A 15258-nucleotide genomic window follows, 5' to 3' on the forward strand; every position below is an offset into this window, starting at 1 on the left:
ACGCGGTAGCAGCCGTCACACTCATCACGTTTCGCAATCAGTCTTCAGCCATCGATCGCGGCTGCGGGTCGGTGGCCGGGAGCGAACGGAAGGTCCGGAGCGGGGAGACGAGCGCGATCAGGACGCCGAGGAGCATGCCCGCGGTGGCCAGGAGGAGCGTCGGCCGGATGCCGATCGCGGTGGCCAGGACGCCTGAGGTGGCTGCGCCGGCGGCTTGGCCTCCGATCACGAGCGTCCGCCAGGTGGCTGTGACCTGACCGAGCAGGTGATCCGGGGCCAGGGACTGACGGAGAGTGCGCTGGGGAACACCGAAGAGCGACATGCCGAGCCCGGACAGCGCCTGAGCGACGTAGATCATCGCAGTGACGCCCGTGGCCAGGGCAACACCGCTCAGGGAAGCCAGGAGTACGCCGGAGATGTACGCGCGGCCGATGCCGACCCGGCTGCACCACGCGGTCGCGACGAAGGTCCCTGCCACGGCAGCGACGCCGAACGCGGTCAGAGCGATGCCGACGAGCCCGGGCGACCAGTGCAGCTCACGCACCAGGTACAGGACGACCAGCGGCCCCTGCATCGCGCCGGCCAGTGCGGCCGTGGTCGCGGACAGAGTCAGAGACGTCAGGATCCGGTCGCCGAAGATCGCCCGCAGCCCGGTGGTCAGGCGCGTCCGGGTGTGCGCCGCAGACGCCCGTACCGGCTCGCGGATCAGGTACGACGCCGTCGCGGCGACGAGGTACGACACGGCGTCGACGAGGATCGCGAACGGCGCAGTCACCAGCTGCACCAGGAAGCCCGCCACCGATGGACCGGTGGTCGAAGCCAGGTTCAGGCCGAGCAGAGCGGCGCTGTTGGCCCGCATCAGGTCCTCACGCGGCACCAGCGACGGCAGCATGGTCAGGGACGCCGTGTCGGACAGCAGAGTCAGCACTCCGGTCACTACGGCGACCACGTAGAGCTGTTCGATGCGCAACGAATCCGTTGCCGCGGCCAACGGGATGGTTCCGAGCAGTACGGCGCGGCCGAGGTCCGTGACGATCAGGATGCGGCGCAGCGGCCACCGGTCGACCCAGACACCCGCCGGCAGGCCGAAGACGAGGTGCGGCGCGATGCTCAGAGCGGACAGCAGACCCATCTGCAGCGCGGACGCCTGCAGCGTGACGACAGCCACCAGCGGCAGCGCCACAGTGGTGATCGCACTGCCCGACGCCGACACCAGCTGCCCGATCCACAGCTTGCGGAACTCTCCCCTCACGACCCATGCCATGCCAAGCAACCTGTCACTCAGCAGAGTCATGCGACTACGGGTGTTCGCCCCCAGCAGAGCGTGTTCACTGCACGCGAAACACAGGACCCCTGGCCGTGAACGGCAGCGACGCACCACTCGGAATCAGCCACGCATGCTCCCGCCGCACCCGAACCACATCACACTGGCCGTCGGTGATGAGCAGGATCGGCCCGTCGACCGGGAAGTCGTCTGCTCGTTCCAGCAGGTCCACTCCGGGCTGTAGCACCGTTCCACCGCGGCCTCGCACCTGCACCCGGCCGGCGATGTCGTCCACGGGTAGGTAGCCCGCGTCGTAGGCCGCCGCGTCGCAGTACACAACCCGTGCCGCGGGGACATCCCTTGCCCGCGAGTACGACGCGATCGCGCCGAGTGCCTTGCCGAGGAGCTGCCGGTCCATCGATCCGGAGGTGTCCAGGACCACGCCGTACGTCGGGAGCCGGTCGACCTCGACCGGTCGGATCCACCCTGGCCGTGGGATGTCCGGCGTACCGGACTGGCGTCGGGAGGCGCGGGCGTAGGTGCGGACGCGGGCCACGGCTGGGACGTGCTCCTCGAACCAGCGCGCGAGTTGCGCGTCCCAGTCGAGCGGCGGGTGGTCCAGCGCGCGGATCTCCTCGACCAGTCCGACGGGCAGAGTGCCGCGCGCTGTGTCGTGGTACGCGAGGCCGGTGGTCAGAGCGCGCCGGTAGATGTCGTCGAGACCGGCAGCACGCGCGGCCTCTCCTGGATGCGGCAGCGGCTGTCCGAGTACGTCGCCGAGGCCGACACCGCGCAGAGTCGCCAGCTTGCGGTAGCGGCGCAGGTCCGTGGTGATGCGGTCGTAGACAGTCTCGACGGACAGGCCCTTCAGCACCGGGTCGTGCAGTGCGCCGTCCGGCATGGTGCCGACACCCATCTCCAGCAGCCAGCCGTTGATGACCAGGTCCGCTGCCACGTTCCACAGGTATGCGTCGCGGCCGCCGACGCGGTCGCCGTGGCGGAGTGCGGCATGCAGCATCTCGTGTGCCATCACGAACCGCCACTCGTTCTGGGTCATCACGATCAGCGGGTTCACGTAGATCTCTCCGGCCGCCGCGTTCACCGCAGCCACCTGGATGTCCCAACCGCGCGCCAGCTCGGCCTCCGCCACGATCGTCATGCTGGAGGCGATCGCTCCGAGCAGCGGGTACGACGAGACGAACCAGCCAAGCGCCAGGTCCCACTCGTCCCGACCACTCCGGTGGTCGGACAGGGACGAACGGGCTCCGCCGGCCACATCGATGGCTGCCGCGGCCGCCGCGGACAGTCCGGCGGCGAACAGCTCACTCCACTTCGGTGGATCGCCCAGCCTGTTCCAGGCCTTCAGCAGTACGTCGGGGTGCGCGCCGGCGACACCGAGTCCGTCGTACTCGGGAGGGACACCGGTGCGGCGCCATTGGCGGGCCAGGGCCTCCTCATCTGTGCCGGGGAACGCCTGCGGGAGCTCGACCACCGGCGTGCCGAGCTTGAGCGAGTGGAGGAAGCGGTTCACTGCGACGTCGCAAGCGGCGGCGGTGGTGGGGTCGGCGGGCTGGCGGTTCCGCTCCGCGTGCCCGAGGCCGAGGTGGATCAGCAGGTGTGCGAAGACCCAGGCCCACTCGGCCGGAGTGCCGTGGCGGGTCGGGTGGGTGAGGATCTCGCCGTTCGAGTCGACAGTCGCCCAGCCGTCGGGCGGGCACGCCACGCTGCGGACCGGCGTGGGGATCCGCTGTTCGATCGGTGCGAACAGCGGGTGGTTGGCGACCCATCGCCAGCCGGAGTGCATGGCCTCCAGCGCCGGGTCCTTCTTCCGCTTAGGCACGCGCGGCTACCAGCCGCGGCAGGTCGCGACTGACCTCGACCAGGAACCACGTCGGCAGTACCGGACGGCCGTCGTCGTCGGCCGCGATCACCAGCTGCGCCACCTCGAGGGAGATCTCGGCGAGCTCGACCAGCAGCGCCTTGCCGCGGTGCGCGAGCTGCCGGGCCGCCGGGCTCGCCGACGCCTTGTCGGCGGCCAGCTCCTTGACCAGCCGGGCGCGGAAGGTCTCGGCCAGGAAGTACAGCAGGTCACGGTCCTCCGGATCGGCCGGCCAACCGGTCTCGCCCTTCAGTACGGCGTCCAGGCCGAAGGCGTTCCGGACCGTCTTCACGAACGCGCGGAACGCGGACGCGTGCGCCGCGGAGAGGGTGCCGAAGGCAAGTACCCGCAGAGTCTCGTCGGACACGTCGTCGCCGTACGAGTGCAGCGCGTCCGACAGCATGTGCCAGCTCCGCGGCGTCGAGAACGGCTCCTCCGTCTTCGGCGGGGCGGTCCAGAGGTGGTCCGGCCGGTTGCGGAGGTAGTCCAGCACCCACGGGTGGATGCCCGCCGCACCGGCCCAGAGCAGCCAGTCGGACGCGGACGCGCGCAGATGGACGTGCACCAGGCGGTTGATCAGCGCGCTGGCCATCGGCCGGGCCAGAGCGTTGTCGGTGGCCCGGTTGCCGGCTCCGATGACCACCGAGCCCTCCGGCAGCTCGTACTCACCGATGCGGCGGTCCAGGATCAGCGAGAAGAACGCCTTCTGCACCTCGGCGGACGACGCGTTCAGCTCGTCCAGGAACAGGCAGTACGGCTCGGTCCGCGCGATCGCCACCGGCGGTGCGAACCGGCTGCGCCCGTCCACGATCTGCGGTACGCCGATCAGGTCCTCAGGCGCGAGCTGGGTCCCCAGCAGCGTCACACACTCCAGTCCGAGCGATTCCGCGAACGCTCGTACCAGACTGCTCTTCCCGATCCCCGGAGCACCCCACAGGAACACCGGCCGCACCACAGCCACATGCAGCAATACCTCCGGCAGCTCCGCCGCCGAAACCGTGATCCCCGCCTGCATCCGTCCCTTCCTGTTAGGCCAGCGTTCCAGCATCCTCTGGCTCGCACGCTGCTGTCACACGGTTTTAGCTGTCGGGGGGCGACTTCCCTTGGTTGGGGGTTGGTGGCTAGGGTGCCCCCTTGTGTAGAGGTGCTGGGGAGCGCCGCGAGGGGGAGTCCTGTGTTGAATCTGCGGTCCAAGGTGGCTGTCGCCGCCTGTGTCGTCGTACTCGTTCCGCTGGCCGCCAGTCAGGTCATGGCCGCCGATCCACCGGCGCATCTGGGGGAGGGGACGCTGGTCGCCGGCCGCACGGTGGCAGACGTCGGCATGTCCGGGGCGCGTGTGGTCGCGTCGGACCCCACGGACCACGCGGTTTACGAGACCAGCAACAACGGCACGACCTGGACCGCAACCGGCGGGTCCAACGACACCAAGCCGCTCCAGCTGGAGGGGTCGTCGCTGCTCACCTTCGACTCCGGCACGGCGAAGGTCGGCGGGCTCACGTTCCCGGCGACCGATGAGGTCGTGCTGGGCAAGGGCGGCAAGCTCGTGTCGCACCGTACGCCGAACGCCGCCACTGCGGAGGTGTACGACGTCGCCACCAAGGCGAAGCTGGCGGACTATGCGCCGCCGTTCGCCATGGCCGACAGCACGGTGTGGAAGGTGACTGAGCCCGGTCAGCTGGTCGGCAAGGACCTGAGTACCAACACAGAGAAGACCATCCTCGTCGCCAGCGCGTGCACGGTCGGTCCGGGCCGTGTCAACGGACGCTGGGCGCTGCTGAGCGGCTGCAACCAGTTGGTCGACGTGAAGGGCCCGGAGGCTCCGCGCAACCTGATCGTGGCCGCCGACGCCCAGGTCGGCAACGGGTTCACGGTCCAGACCGCGTCCGGGAACTTGCTGGTCACCGATCTGAACGACCAGTCCCTCGGGCAGCGGCTCTACGGACCGATCCGCACTGCACCGGCCGCCCTCAGCACCGACGGCTCCGGTGCAACCAAGATCGTGTACGCCGACCCGCAGAACCGGGCGCGGGTGATCAGCCTGACTTGGCTCGCTGCCGATCCGCAGCAGCGGCCCGACACCGCTGCGCCGGTGCTGACCAGTGCGTCCGCGGGCGACCGGATCCGCGACAACACCAGCCTCTCGTTCGAGTGGGCCTTCACCGACCCGACCGACCCGAACTCTCCCGCGTCCGGCGTCGCCACCTACGACCTGCGGACCCAGACACGCCCCAACCGCACCGCGCCGTACGGCGCCTGGAACCAGCCGGCAGGCTGGCAGGGGCTGAAGGGGACCGCCGCGAGCACCACCGCGCCCCTCGGGACCGACACCTGCTGGCAGGTCCGTGCGCGTGACTACGCGGGCAACCTGAGTGGGTGGAGTACGTCGTACTGCAGTGAAGTCGACGGTACGGCGCCCGGTCTGATCACACTGCGGATCGGGGACCGGGTGCAGCTCGGGTCGGCGGTGTTCAGCTGGGGGTACAAGGACGACACGGACGTCGATTCGTACGACATCGTCTACAAGGTCGCGTCGCCCGGGAACCCGCTGGGCGCGTGGATCTACCCGCCTGCCTGGCAGAAGACCAAGATCCGGTCGATCGCCTGGACCCCACGCCTCGGCTGGGACGAGTGCTTCATGGTCCGGGCGCGTGACTACCTGGGCAACACGACCGCGTGGTCGGCGCAGCTCTGCTCGGTGGCACCGCAGGACGACCGCGCGCTCACCTCGGCCGGCACGGTCACCCGCTCCACCAGCACGCTCGCGTTCAAGGGCACCACGTCGATCCTGAAGGCGAACGGCGCCTACCTCACCAAGACCGCCGAGGCCGGTGCCCGCATCGCCCTCGTCGCCATCCACGGTCCCGGCCAGGGTCGCGTCGACATCTACCACGCCAACATCAAGATCGGCACAGTCTCCCTGGCCGCCACCACCACAGCCCGCAAGGTCACCTACCTCCCGATCACCCCCTACCGCTCCGGCGCCATCAAGATCATCTCCACCTCCACCGCCCCCGCCACCATCGACGGCATAGCCTTCCTCCGCCAAAACCCGTAGCCCGACTGCAGCAGCACGCGGCTGCGTACTTCTGCGGTGGTGCAGAATGCGCGGGGTGTCTTTGGTGTATGTGAACAATCTCCTCACAGTGCTGGGCCTAGCGGCATGAAGAGGGAGTTGGCGTGCGTGCTGCAGGCGAGCCGGGATGTGATGGTCGGGAAGCTGGACGGATTACCGGAGTACGACCGGCGGCGGCCGTTGACTCCGAGCGGGACCAACCTGCTGGGGTTGGTGAAGCACCTGGCCGGGCTCGAGTACGGGTATCTGGGGGAGGCGTTCGGGCGTCCTCCGGTTGAGCGGCCGTCATGGTTCAGAGACAACCCGTACGACGAGATCGACATCTGGGCGACGCCGGACGAGTCGAGTGAGTACATCACCGGCGTGTACCGGCAGGCCTGGGCTCACTCCGATACGACGATCGCCGAGCTCGATCTCGACAGTCCCGGCCACGTCGCGCACTGGAGCGAGGGCCAGCAGCACACCACCCTCGGCGTACTCCTGATCCGCATGGTTGCCGAAACCAGCCAGCACGCCGGCCACGCCGACATCATCCGCGAGCTGATCGACGGCGAGCAGCACCCCGCCTTCCCGGCCCGATGGACCACAGTCCAGGAGGCCGCGGATCACTTCCGCGCTCGGTAATTGCCTGGATGGTCGGCGCGGTGCGCTGCTAGCCTGCGGCCGAGTCAGAGCGTGAAGGAGGTGGTGCACATGCGGTCTATCTGCGCGGTGCCGCCTCGCCGATCTCCCCGGCGGCTCTGACCCTCTCGGGGCTCACCGCATCCAACTCATGCGAGGAGTCCTGTTGTGGATTCGTTTGAACAGTTGCGAGCGGTTCGTGCTCTCTTCGACGGCTATCCGGGTTCGTACTGGGTGGCCGGCGGGTGGGCGCTGGATCTGTTCGCAGGCCGGGTACGTCGGCCGCACAGCGACGTGGATGTACTGGTGCTGGCCCGCGATCTCGATCAGGTCGCCAAGACGTTCACCACGCCGCGCCCGATGGTCCAGCACCCCGAGTCCGGCACGCGCCGTCCGTGGGAACCGGGCGAACAACTCACCCCCGGCCCCGACGCGCTCGTTTTCCCGGACGACGCCAACCCGTGCCCGATCCAGATCCTGCTCGCCGCGTCCGACGCCGACGAGTGGGTCTTCCACCGCGGCCGAGGCACCATCCGGAAGCCGCTCACCGAGATCACGCTGACGTCGCCGGACGGTACGCCGTACCTGGCGCCGGAAGTCGTGCTCCTGTTCAAGTCACGCGGTGGCCGGCCGAAGGACAACGACGACTTCGCGGACGTCGTACACCTCCTGGACGCCGACCGCCGTCACTGGCTCCGCAACCGCATCGCTCCCGACCACCCCTGGTTCCCTGCGCTGAGCTGAGGTCAGTCGAGTGGGTTGGCCGCGCGCCCGCCCGTGGTCCAGGTGAGGTCGGTGATGATGCGGTCGGTGGTCTCGTCGAGGCTGCTGGACGGGTCGATCACCTGCTCGCCTGGGACGTTGAGCAGGTCGCACGGCTGGTACCAGTCGCGCATCTGCTCGGTGGTGACGACCTCGGACAGCGGGCGGGTCGCGTGGCGCCGGACGGTTTCTTCGAACGAGAGCTGGAAGTAGTACACGCCGGTCCGGCCCACGTGATCCGCGATCAGTTGCCGCAGCATGTCGCCGTACGTCGGGCTGTACAGGATGCCCTCCAGCATCACGTGATAGCCGTTCTCCAGCGCGTACCGCGCGGTCTGGTCGATCAGACCGACGTTCGGCGCACCGGGTCTGTCGTGCTCCCGCAGCAGGATCCGCCGCAGATAATCCTGCTCGATCCACGCAACCCCACGCCCCACCCGCTCCCGCACCGCCCGCGCCGTAGTGCTCTTCCCCGACCCCGAATTCCCCCGCAAAACCACCAACCGCGAAGTCCCATCCCCAACCGAACCCACGCGGCGACATTAACCCCGCGCCAGGTCAGACAGATCTTGCTACGGTCCGGTGGTGGCTAGGACTACGGACTCGGATTGGCCTGTATTGGTGGGGGCTCGGGTGGTCTTGCGGGTGCTCACGATGGGCGATGTCGATACTTGGCACGCTGGTGATGATGTGGAGCAGCAGCGGTGGTTCGAGGCGCCGGGGCCTGCTCCGCGGGAGAACGTCGTGCGGTACATCCGCGAGACGCGCGAAAGCTGGGCGAATTCCGGGAGCAAGCGGGCCTGGGGGATCTGGATCGGCGACGTACTCGCAGGCGGCATCGACGTCGCGGATCGAGGACAGGGGAGTGCCTTCCTGTCCTACGTGGTCTTCCCCGCGAGCAGGCGCAAAGGTGCGGCCTCCGAGTCGATCCCACTCGTGGCCGCATGGGCGTTCGAGAACTGGCCGGTGGACCGTGTCATCGCCACCATCGACGAGCTCAACCTCGCCTCCCGCGCCACAGCCGAACGCGCCGGCCTCAGGTACGACGGGATCGCCGACCCCAGCGAGTACGGCGAGTCAGGCACCATGCTCCGCTACGTCCTCCACCGCCCACACACCCGAACCACCCAGACCTGAGCCTCCCGCGGCCGGGGCCGCGGATGCGTGAAGATTCTGGTGCGGTGTCGGATCGGGCTGCCGTCGTTCGTGGCGAAGGTGGAGAGTGGCTGCAGGGGCCGCTCCGCGAAGGAGGAGACATGACGGAGTACCTCATCGCATTCAACGACGAATGGGTGCCTGATCTCACGGACGACGACCTACGCGCGGCGTCCAAGCGGACCACCGCGCTGAGGGCGGAGATGAAGGCTGCCGGCGTACTCATCTTCACCGGCGGCCTGGACGACGCTGCGCCCGTGTTCAACGTCGACGCGTCGAGCGGCACCCCGATGTTCACAGACGGTCCGTACGTCGAGACCAAGGAGTACCTCGGCGGCTTCGCCGTCGTCGACGTGGCCGACGAGGAGGCTGCGCGGCTATGGGCGGGAAAGATCGCGGTGGCCTGCGGCTGGCCGCAGGAGGTACGACGTTTCCGGTACGCAACCGGCGCCGAGTGAACGTCCGAAGCGAACGGCCCAGGACAGAGCATCGTGCCTTTGGCCTGGGCCAGAGGCACGAGCTGGTTGCTAGGTTCCGTGCGTGATCGTTCAAAGCAACGACAGCCTCATCGACGCGGCCGCCGCCGTACTGCATCCTCGCCATGTCGGTGATCGACTCTTCGGTGACGTGGCCTCGGCCCTCATCACTGACGCCGGCAACGTGTACGTCGGGGTGTGTATCGACACCGCCTCCGGTACGGGGTTCTGTGCCGAGCATGCTGCCATCGCCGCCATGGTGACCGCCCGTGAGTACAAGATCGCGAGGATCGTGGCCGTCTGGCAGGGAGCGGACGGGGATCCGGTGCACGTCGTACCGCCGTGCGGCCGCTGCCGAGAGTTCATCCGCCAGATCGACCCGGCAAACCTTGATACCGAGGTCGTTCTGGGCCGGCATCGAACGTCGACCCTCCGCGACCTCCTGCCCGCCGCCGACTGGTCCGCACCGCTGGACTGAGCCGACCACCGGGCTGGATGTCGTGGTGACGGCGCTTGTCGGGCGGCGGGCAGGTTATTCGCCGGTGGCGCCGTCGATGCGTTCGCGGAGGAGGTCCGCGTGGCCGTTGTGGCGGGCGTACTCCTCGATCATGTGCAGGTAGATCCACCGCAGCGTGTAGTCCTCGCCGGGACTGGCTTCGTCGAGACTGCGGCCGGCCACGGCCTGACGCGACCGGGCGACGCTCGCTTGATAGCTGGCGAGGTCGTCGGCGGCATGCGCGATGTCGACCTCCTCGAAGCCGTTCTTCGAGCCGGGCACGTAGTCCCAGAAGAACATGTGGTCCGGCTGGCCGTCGTACGCATGGAACCAGGCCTCGACTCCAGACATGTGCCGAACAAGGCCGAGCAGCGAGAGTGTCGACGGCGGCACCGACCGCAGCGCCAGTTGTTCCGGCGTGAGACCGCCGCATTTCAGCAGCAAGGTCGTGCGGTGGAACTCGAGTCGGTCTTCGAGCGCCGTCCGCTCGTCGATCGGGTTGTACGGCGGCTCAGGTCGCTCAGGCGTGGTCCAGGTCGACACCCGGGCGACCCTACCTACCCGTCGACCCCTTGGCCAGCCAGTTAAGACAGCCCAATCCAGGCCCGAACGTCCGCGAGAAAGTTCGTCGAGCCTCGATGTCGATAACAGGGGTATCCCGTTCGACCTGAGGGTGATCATCAAGCACTCCCGACATCCTCCGAAGGAGCCTCACCATGTCGTTGCAAGCTCACCCCGACAACGTGGAGACGAACGCCGGCCGGACCCCGCGCAAGGTGGTCGCCGGGTACTTCTTGTCTCTCGACGGTGTGGCTGAGGCTCCCGACCAGTTCATCACCGCTTGGGACGACGAAACGGATGCCAGCGGCGCCAAGCTCATCGAAACCCAGGACGCAGTCATTCTCGGCCGCCGCACGTACGACGAATGGGCCGGATTCTGGCCAGTCAGCGAGATCGAGCCCTTCGCCTCGTTCATCAACGCCGTTCCCAAGTACGTCGCAACGTCCACGCCGCTCGAACCCGACTGGACCAACTCGCGCGTGATCGACGGCGGGTTGGTCGATTTCGTGCGGCAACTGAAAGCTCAGCCGGGCTTCGACATCGGCGTACACGGCAGCATCTCGATCACCCGGACGATGCTTGCCGCCGGCATCATCGACGAGCTCAGACTCGTGGTCGCCCCAACGATCGTCGGGACCGGCCAACGACTGCTCGACGGTTTGCCACCCATCCGCCTCGAGACAATCCGCAGTACCACCTCACCCAGCGGCCACCTCCTCGTCAACTACCGCCTGCTCCACCAGGCCACGACGTAAAGGGCACGCGGCGAGTGGCTCAACGAGTGATGATGGTGCGATGCCTGAACGACACTCACGCACCGTGCCCGGCGGCCGGGCCTTCTACCTGACCGAACGTCTCTGGAAGTTGGCGGAGGATCTTCCGGTCGAGCACGTGCCGATCGACACTATCCGCGAGTTCGACGAGGACTGCTGGTTCGGTGGCGGACCGGTCACCTGCCGAATGGTCGCTGAGCACGCGGACCGTATCCAGAAGGCAGATCTCCGGTATCCGGTGATCCTGTCGGCAGACGGAGGCCTGATGGACGGCGGCCACAGAATCGCCAAGGCTTGGCTAACCGGCGCAACAACCATCGCCGCAACCCGCTTCACCACCGACCCCACCCCTGACTACATCGAGCCGACCCCCGCCGGCAGTCAGAGCCTTTGATCCACGAGAGTCAATCCCGACAAAGAGACCGGGGCGAGTGATGCACGACAGTCGTCCATTGCAGCGGTCACTGCCAGAGATCAGCGCCTTCTCGGCCGGATGGATCAGCGGTCAGGATGCTTTCGTGCAGCCCACCGACAACTCGTCCGCTTGGCATACCCTCGTCGCTGTCTTCGAACCGGATTTCGGCCAGCAACCATCCGGGACCGTCCGTAGGAGCCTCGGGGTCGTGGCCTTCGTCGACGCGTGAGAGCACGCTGAAGGCGGCGTCGTACGCGGCCGATCGCATGGCTTGGGCAACATCCGCAGGGTCTGCGCCAGCCGCGACAGCACGTTGAGCGGCCGGTACTGCGGTGATGGTGTCAACTGTCCAACCGTCGATGGAACGCCAGATTCCGCGCAGGATCAGCCAGCGTGCCTCCTGTGGCATGTCCTCCTTCAGTTCGGACTCTGCCCAACCTTCCGGATCGTCCGCACCCAGCTCGCGCATGCGCGCGACGAGGTCATACTTCCGAGTCACCATCTGGGCATGCTTCCACGCAGTAGCCGAGCACAGACACGGCGGCATCCTCACTCCAGCAGATCCGTGCGTCGCCGTGCCCGTCCCGCGAACGCCGAACCACGCGGCAGTGCGGCCGGCTGGCCGGCTCGGACCGCCTCGGTGAGTTCGTCGATACGCGCGATCACAATCGTCCGCCAACGAGGTGAACCGGAAGGCCCGGGCAGCGGCGCCGAGGCACGGTTGCGCGGCGACAGTCGTGCTCGCTTAGGGTCTGGTGTGCACTGGATCCATGAGCGGCGGCTGCGGTGGCTCTTCGACTTCATCGATCCGATCCGGCTCGGCGTCGGGCCGCGGGATTGCGGTACGACCGGTACATCGCCGAGTGGCGCGACGCGCTCCGACGTAGCAACGCTCTGTGGTGGTCCAACGGGCAGAGCTCCGACTTCTCGGCGGCGCCTGCTCTCGGCGCGGCGTACAAGCGGCACGAAGCTGCGCAACAGGCCGCGCTCGACAACACCTTCTCTCGCGTCGTGGGGACGTTTACAGGCGCATCGTGGCGCGCAGACCGTATGGCGACATTCGAGCTGCTCGCTCCGTACGCGGTGCTGTTCCTCCAGTGGGAGGCCGCCTATCCCGTGGAGTGGCGGGAGGCTGCTCCCTGGTCTCCCTGGGGCACCAAGGAGCGGATCCTTCGCAGCTTCGTCCGGGCCGGCGTGCCGCCGGCGCATCGGGCCCAACTTGTCGAGCTCGTGACGCAGGCCGTCTCGAGAGAGCAGCGATGCGAGGACCGCTGGTACGCCGCTCTGGCCCGACGGCTCGACGGTCCCGAGCTACGAACAGCGCTCGACGAGTGCAGGACGTCAGCTGATGGCGTTGTGCGTGTCAGAGCCGGGTATGTGCTCGCCGTCCTGAATGACACGGAGATGCCGGTAACCCTCGCGAGCTGGCGCCGCTGGCTCGCGAAGCCCGTGACACGACGCCCGCACCTGCCCCGTCCCCCTGATGAGTGCGGAGCGGCTCGTGGAGGAAGCGGTTCTCAGGAGGCTGAGTGCGGCTCAGGATCGCTGGGGTTTGCCAGGAGTGGGAAGAAGTGGGCGGAGATCTGTCTGAGGAGGCCGACGATGCGCTCGGGCGGGAGGTCGGCTCCTGGAGCGTCGAGCTCGGGCGGAAGCGGGACCCCGACCTGTCTGGCTCTCGCGATGAGGGCGGGTGCCATGCCCTTGCCCAGGGTGCTGAGGGCCCGGCCCACGACTTCGAGGTCCATCATCCATTCGGGAACAGGACGGGCCGTCACGGTCACCCAGTCGTGCGGGTCGCGTGGCGTCTCGCGCGCTAGGAGGTGGTCGAAGGTGCGGGCCGCGGCGTCGCGCCGGGTCAATGCTTCGCCGAGGTCCCAGGTCCTGCGCAAGGTGGCGATCAGGGAGGTGTGCCGGTACTCCTCGTTGTACACCGACCCCGGTTCGACCCACGGGGAAACGAGGATCGCCGGTACCCGGTAGCCCGAGCGATCGAAGGTGAATCCGAACTCGCCAGGAGGCGCGGCCGGGTCCGGCGGGGGGACCGGCCCGGGCGGGACGTGGTCGTAGGTGCCTCCCGGCTCGTCCCATCCGATCAGCAACGGGGTGTTCCACACGTTGGTTCCGGTCTCGGAGGTGGCGGAACGGTAGGCGGTGAACACTCGCTCCAGGAATGCCTCACCGGCCAGCATCGAGGACGGGTTGTCCATCGCGAGGTCCACGCTGTCGGAGAACGATCTGCCGAAGGCGGGGTGGTAGTCGCCGTGGCCGCCGGCCATGTTGGGCTCGATGAGGGAGAAGTCCGGCAGGGTGCCGGCGGCGGCATCCTTCTCGAACTCGGCGAACGGTACGAAGTGGGTGGCCAGCCGGTCCTTGAGCCGGGAGAAGTGGATCATCCCGGTGAAGGAGACCGGCATCGGTTCCATGATGTAGACCTTCCAGGTCTTCCCGTGGGCCTCCAGCCGCTCGAACAACGTCTCCGCGTCGTTCCCGGTGAACCACTTCGTCATCGGGCTGTTCACCGCGAACCCCGACGAGGTGGCCGCGGTCCAGAACGACCGGTTCATGAAGGTCTGCGACGGCACCTCGCAGAACCAGTGGTCGAAGACCCCGAAGTCGCGCGCGATGCCGTTGAGCACGGGGAGTTGTTCGGGCGTACAGCCGGTCATGATGTGGGCGTACTCGTCATAGGTCGGCTGCCGGCCGATCTCGCCGGTGAAGGTGGAGATGTAGTCGGTGACGAACCCGTCCATCGTCGGTGTCGCCCCGGGTGGCGGCGCGTTCCAGGGCTCTGTGACCGCCTCCCCGATCTTGAACCTGTTGTGGTTGTCGAGGACGTTGAACAGCTGCGTGTTGGTGTGGTACCACTCCTCGCCCGAGTCCGGGTTGGGCGAGTCCATGTCGGTGGCGACCGTATAGGGGACCACCCTGCGCTCGGCGCCGTGCTCGGCCCATTCCGGGATCGGGTTGCTCAGATCCTTTCCAATCACCCCGTCGAAGGTCTTGCCGTCGTCAGGGCCGTACAGGTGGCCGAGCAGGTTGTCCAGGGAACGGTTCTCGAACAACACCACCACGATGTGATCGAGGGCATGGGTCTTGTCGGGTGCCGGCATCGGTGGATCCCTCCTGGGCAGTACCTAATCCGACAGCGTCCACCCACGCCTGCACTTTGGAATCATCCCCTCGAGACGACTCCCGCCGAAGATCGCCCCACCAGAGACCGGCAGTCGATGGCGTCGAGCGTGGTCATGGCCCCCGCGCAAGACCCAAACTCGGCAGAGCCCCGTAGAGGTGTCTGGATCGAGTTAGGTTGGCTCCACGTCCGCCTCGCGCAGTACCGCTCGCAATTCCCTCGCGAGCAAGTCGATCGCGCGCGCATCTTGCTCCGGCGTGAGGGGGCCGAGGTCGCGTGACGTGCGGGGCTCGTCGCCGATCGCCTCCTCAAGTAGTGCCGACGGCCAGGAGATCGATCCCGTGTTGCGGCGCTGCGATACTCGCGACTGCATGCGCTGATTGATGCTCTCTGGTTGGGCCATGTCGAATCCGATCACCAGCGCGATCGCGCGCTCGTACGTCGGTCGCCCAACCCACATTCCGAGTCTGGTCTGCAGGACCTCGATAACGAACGGCCAGGTCAGCGGTCGCGTGTAAGCCTTTGGCGCGTCTCCCATGCACCGGTTCTACACCGTCTAGCACGCGCGGATTGCCTCGCTGAGTTCGTCGATGTGGGTGATCACGGCATCGGCTCCTGGCGGTCAGGTCGTCGGCCTTGCCGGGCGCCGGGTT

At 67.7% G+C, this 15258-nt stretch carries 16 protein-coding genes; 8 read left to right on the forward strand and 8 right to left on the reverse strand.

Translation table 11 applies throughout. From position 1 onward, the window contains the following. Window positions 1–37: 37 nt before the first annotated feature. From ACGFH6_RS31095 to ACGFH6_RS31105, 3 genes are all read right to left on the reverse strand, one after another. Window positions 38–1264, reverse strand: coding sequence for an MFS transporter (locus ACGFH6_RS31095; protein WP_393391069.1), 1227 nt, complete (start codon window positions 1262–1264; stop codon window positions 38–40). 64 nt (window positions 1265–1328) lie between these two features. After that, window positions 1329–3104: a hypothetical protein gene (locus tag ACGFH6_RS31100; protein ID WP_393391071.1), complete on the reverse strand. Its 1776-nt coding sequence runs from the start codon at window positions 3102–3104 to the stop codon at window positions 1329–1331. After that, window positions 3097–4158: an AAA family ATPase gene (locus tag ACGFH6_RS31105; RefSeq protein WP_393391073.1), complete on the reverse strand. Its 1062-nt coding sequence runs from the start codon at window positions 4156–4158 to the stop codon at window positions 3097–3099. The genes ACGFH6_RS31100 and ACGFH6_RS31105 overlap by 8 nt, the downstream gene beginning before the upstream one ends. A 162-nt stretch (window positions 4159–4320) precedes the next feature. Here ACGFH6_RS31105 and ACGFH6_RS31110 point away from each other — a divergent pair, with 162 nt between their 5' ends. From ACGFH6_RS31110 to ACGFH6_RS31120, 3 genes are all read left to right on the forward strand, one after another. Further along, window positions 4321–6198 carry a hypothetical protein gene (locus tag ACGFH6_RS31110; RefSeq protein WP_393391075.1) on the forward strand — a complete coding sequence of 626 codons (1878 nt, stop codon included), beginning with the start codon at window positions 4321–4323 and terminating at the stop codon, window positions 6196–6198. A gap of 105 nt (window positions 6199–6303) precedes the next feature. Next, window positions 6304–6840, forward strand: coding sequence for a DinB family protein (locus ACGFH6_RS31115; RefSeq protein ID WP_393391076.1), 537 nt, complete (start codon window positions 6304–6306; stop codon window positions 6838–6840). Between the two features lie 165 nt (window positions 6841–7005). Then, window positions 7006–7581: a nucleotidyltransferase domain-containing protein gene (locus ACGFH6_RS31120; protein WP_393391077.1), complete on the forward strand. Its 576-nt coding sequence runs from the start codon at window positions 7006–7008 to the stop codon at window positions 7579–7581. A 2-nt stretch (window positions 7582–7583) separates the two neighbouring features. On the opposite strand, the gene ACGFH6_RS31125 is transcribed toward ACGFH6_RS31120, so the two are convergent. Continuing rightward, window positions 7584–8132: a kinase gene (locus tag ACGFH6_RS31125; RefSeq protein WP_393391079.1), complete on the reverse strand. Its 549-nt coding sequence runs from the start codon at window positions 8130–8132 to the stop codon at window positions 7584–7586. A 100-nt stretch (window positions 8133–8232) separates the two neighbouring features. On the opposite strand from ACGFH6_RS31125, the gene ACGFH6_RS31130 reads away from it, so the two are divergent. The 3 genes from ACGFH6_RS31130 (at window position 8233) to ACGFH6_RS31140 (ending at window position 9708) form a co-directional block, all read left to right on the forward strand. Next, entirely contained in the window at window positions 8233–8736 is a 504-nt protein-coding gene (locus ACGFH6_RS31130; RefSeq protein WP_393391732.1) for a GNAT family N-acetyltransferase, read from the forward strand. 119 nt (window positions 8737–8855) lie between these two features. Further along, complete coding sequence (locus tag ACGFH6_RS31135; RefSeq protein WP_393391081.1) at window positions 8856–9212, forward strand: YciI family protein; 357 nt, start codon at window positions 8856–8858, stop codon at window positions 9210–9212. An 82-nt stretch (window positions 9213–9294) separates the two neighbouring features. Continuing rightward, the gene (locus ACGFH6_RS31140) at window positions 9295–9708 is read left to right on the forward strand and encodes a cytidine deaminase family protein (RefSeq protein WP_393391083.1); all 414 of its coding nucleotides are present in this window, start codon (window positions 9295–9297) and stop codon (window positions 9706–9708) included. 54 nt (window positions 9709–9762) lie between these two features. Here ACGFH6_RS31140 and ACGFH6_RS31145 read toward each other — a convergent pair whose 3' ends face one another. Continuing rightward, complete coding sequence (locus tag ACGFH6_RS31145; protein ID WP_393391085.1) at window positions 9763–10269, reverse strand: DinB family protein; 507 nt, start codon at window positions 10267–10269, stop codon at window positions 9763–9765. Window positions 10270–10442: 173 nt separating this feature from the next. Between ACGFH6_RS31145 and ACGFH6_RS31150 the strand changes: the two genes are divergently transcribed. Next, the gene (locus ACGFH6_RS31150; protein WP_393391087.1) at window positions 10443–11042 is read left to right on the forward strand and encodes a dihydrofolate reductase family protein; all 600 of its coding nucleotides are present in this window, start codon (window positions 10443–10445) and stop codon (window positions 11040–11042) included. 64 nt (window positions 11043–11106) lie between these two features. Next, a complete protein-coding gene (locus ACGFH6_RS31155; RefSeq protein ID WP_393391089.1) occupies window positions 11107–11454 on the forward strand; it encodes a hypothetical protein in 348 nt (115 codons plus the stop codon). 67 nt (window positions 11455–11521) lie between these two features. Here ACGFH6_RS31155 and ACGFH6_RS31160 read toward each other — a convergent pair whose 3' ends face one another. From ACGFH6_RS31160 to ACGFH6_RS31170, 3 genes are all read right to left on the reverse strand, one after another. Next, entirely contained in the window at window positions 11522–11977 is a 456-nt protein-coding gene (locus ACGFH6_RS31160; RefSeq protein ID WP_393391091.1) for a hypothetical protein, read from the reverse strand. 1015 nt (window positions 11978–12992) lie between these two features. Beyond that, window positions 12993–14585 carry an alkaline phosphatase family protein gene (locus ACGFH6_RS31165; protein ID WP_393391093.1) on the reverse strand — a complete coding sequence of 531 codons (1593 nt, stop codon included), beginning with the start codon at window positions 14583–14585 and terminating at the stop codon, window positions 12993–12995. Between the two features lie 192 nt (window positions 14586–14777). After that, entirely contained in the window at window positions 14778–15143 is a 366-nt protein-coding gene (locus ACGFH6_RS31170) for a hypothetical protein (protein WP_393391095.1), read from the reverse strand. Window positions 15144–15258: the final 115 nt, after the last annotated feature.

Origin of the sequence: Kribbella sp. NPDC049227, assembly GCF_043197265.1 — a bacterium.
In the GTDB taxonomy this organism is placed as follows: domain Bacteria; phylum Actinomycetota; class Actinomycetes; order Propionibacteriales; family Kribbellaceae; genus Kribbella.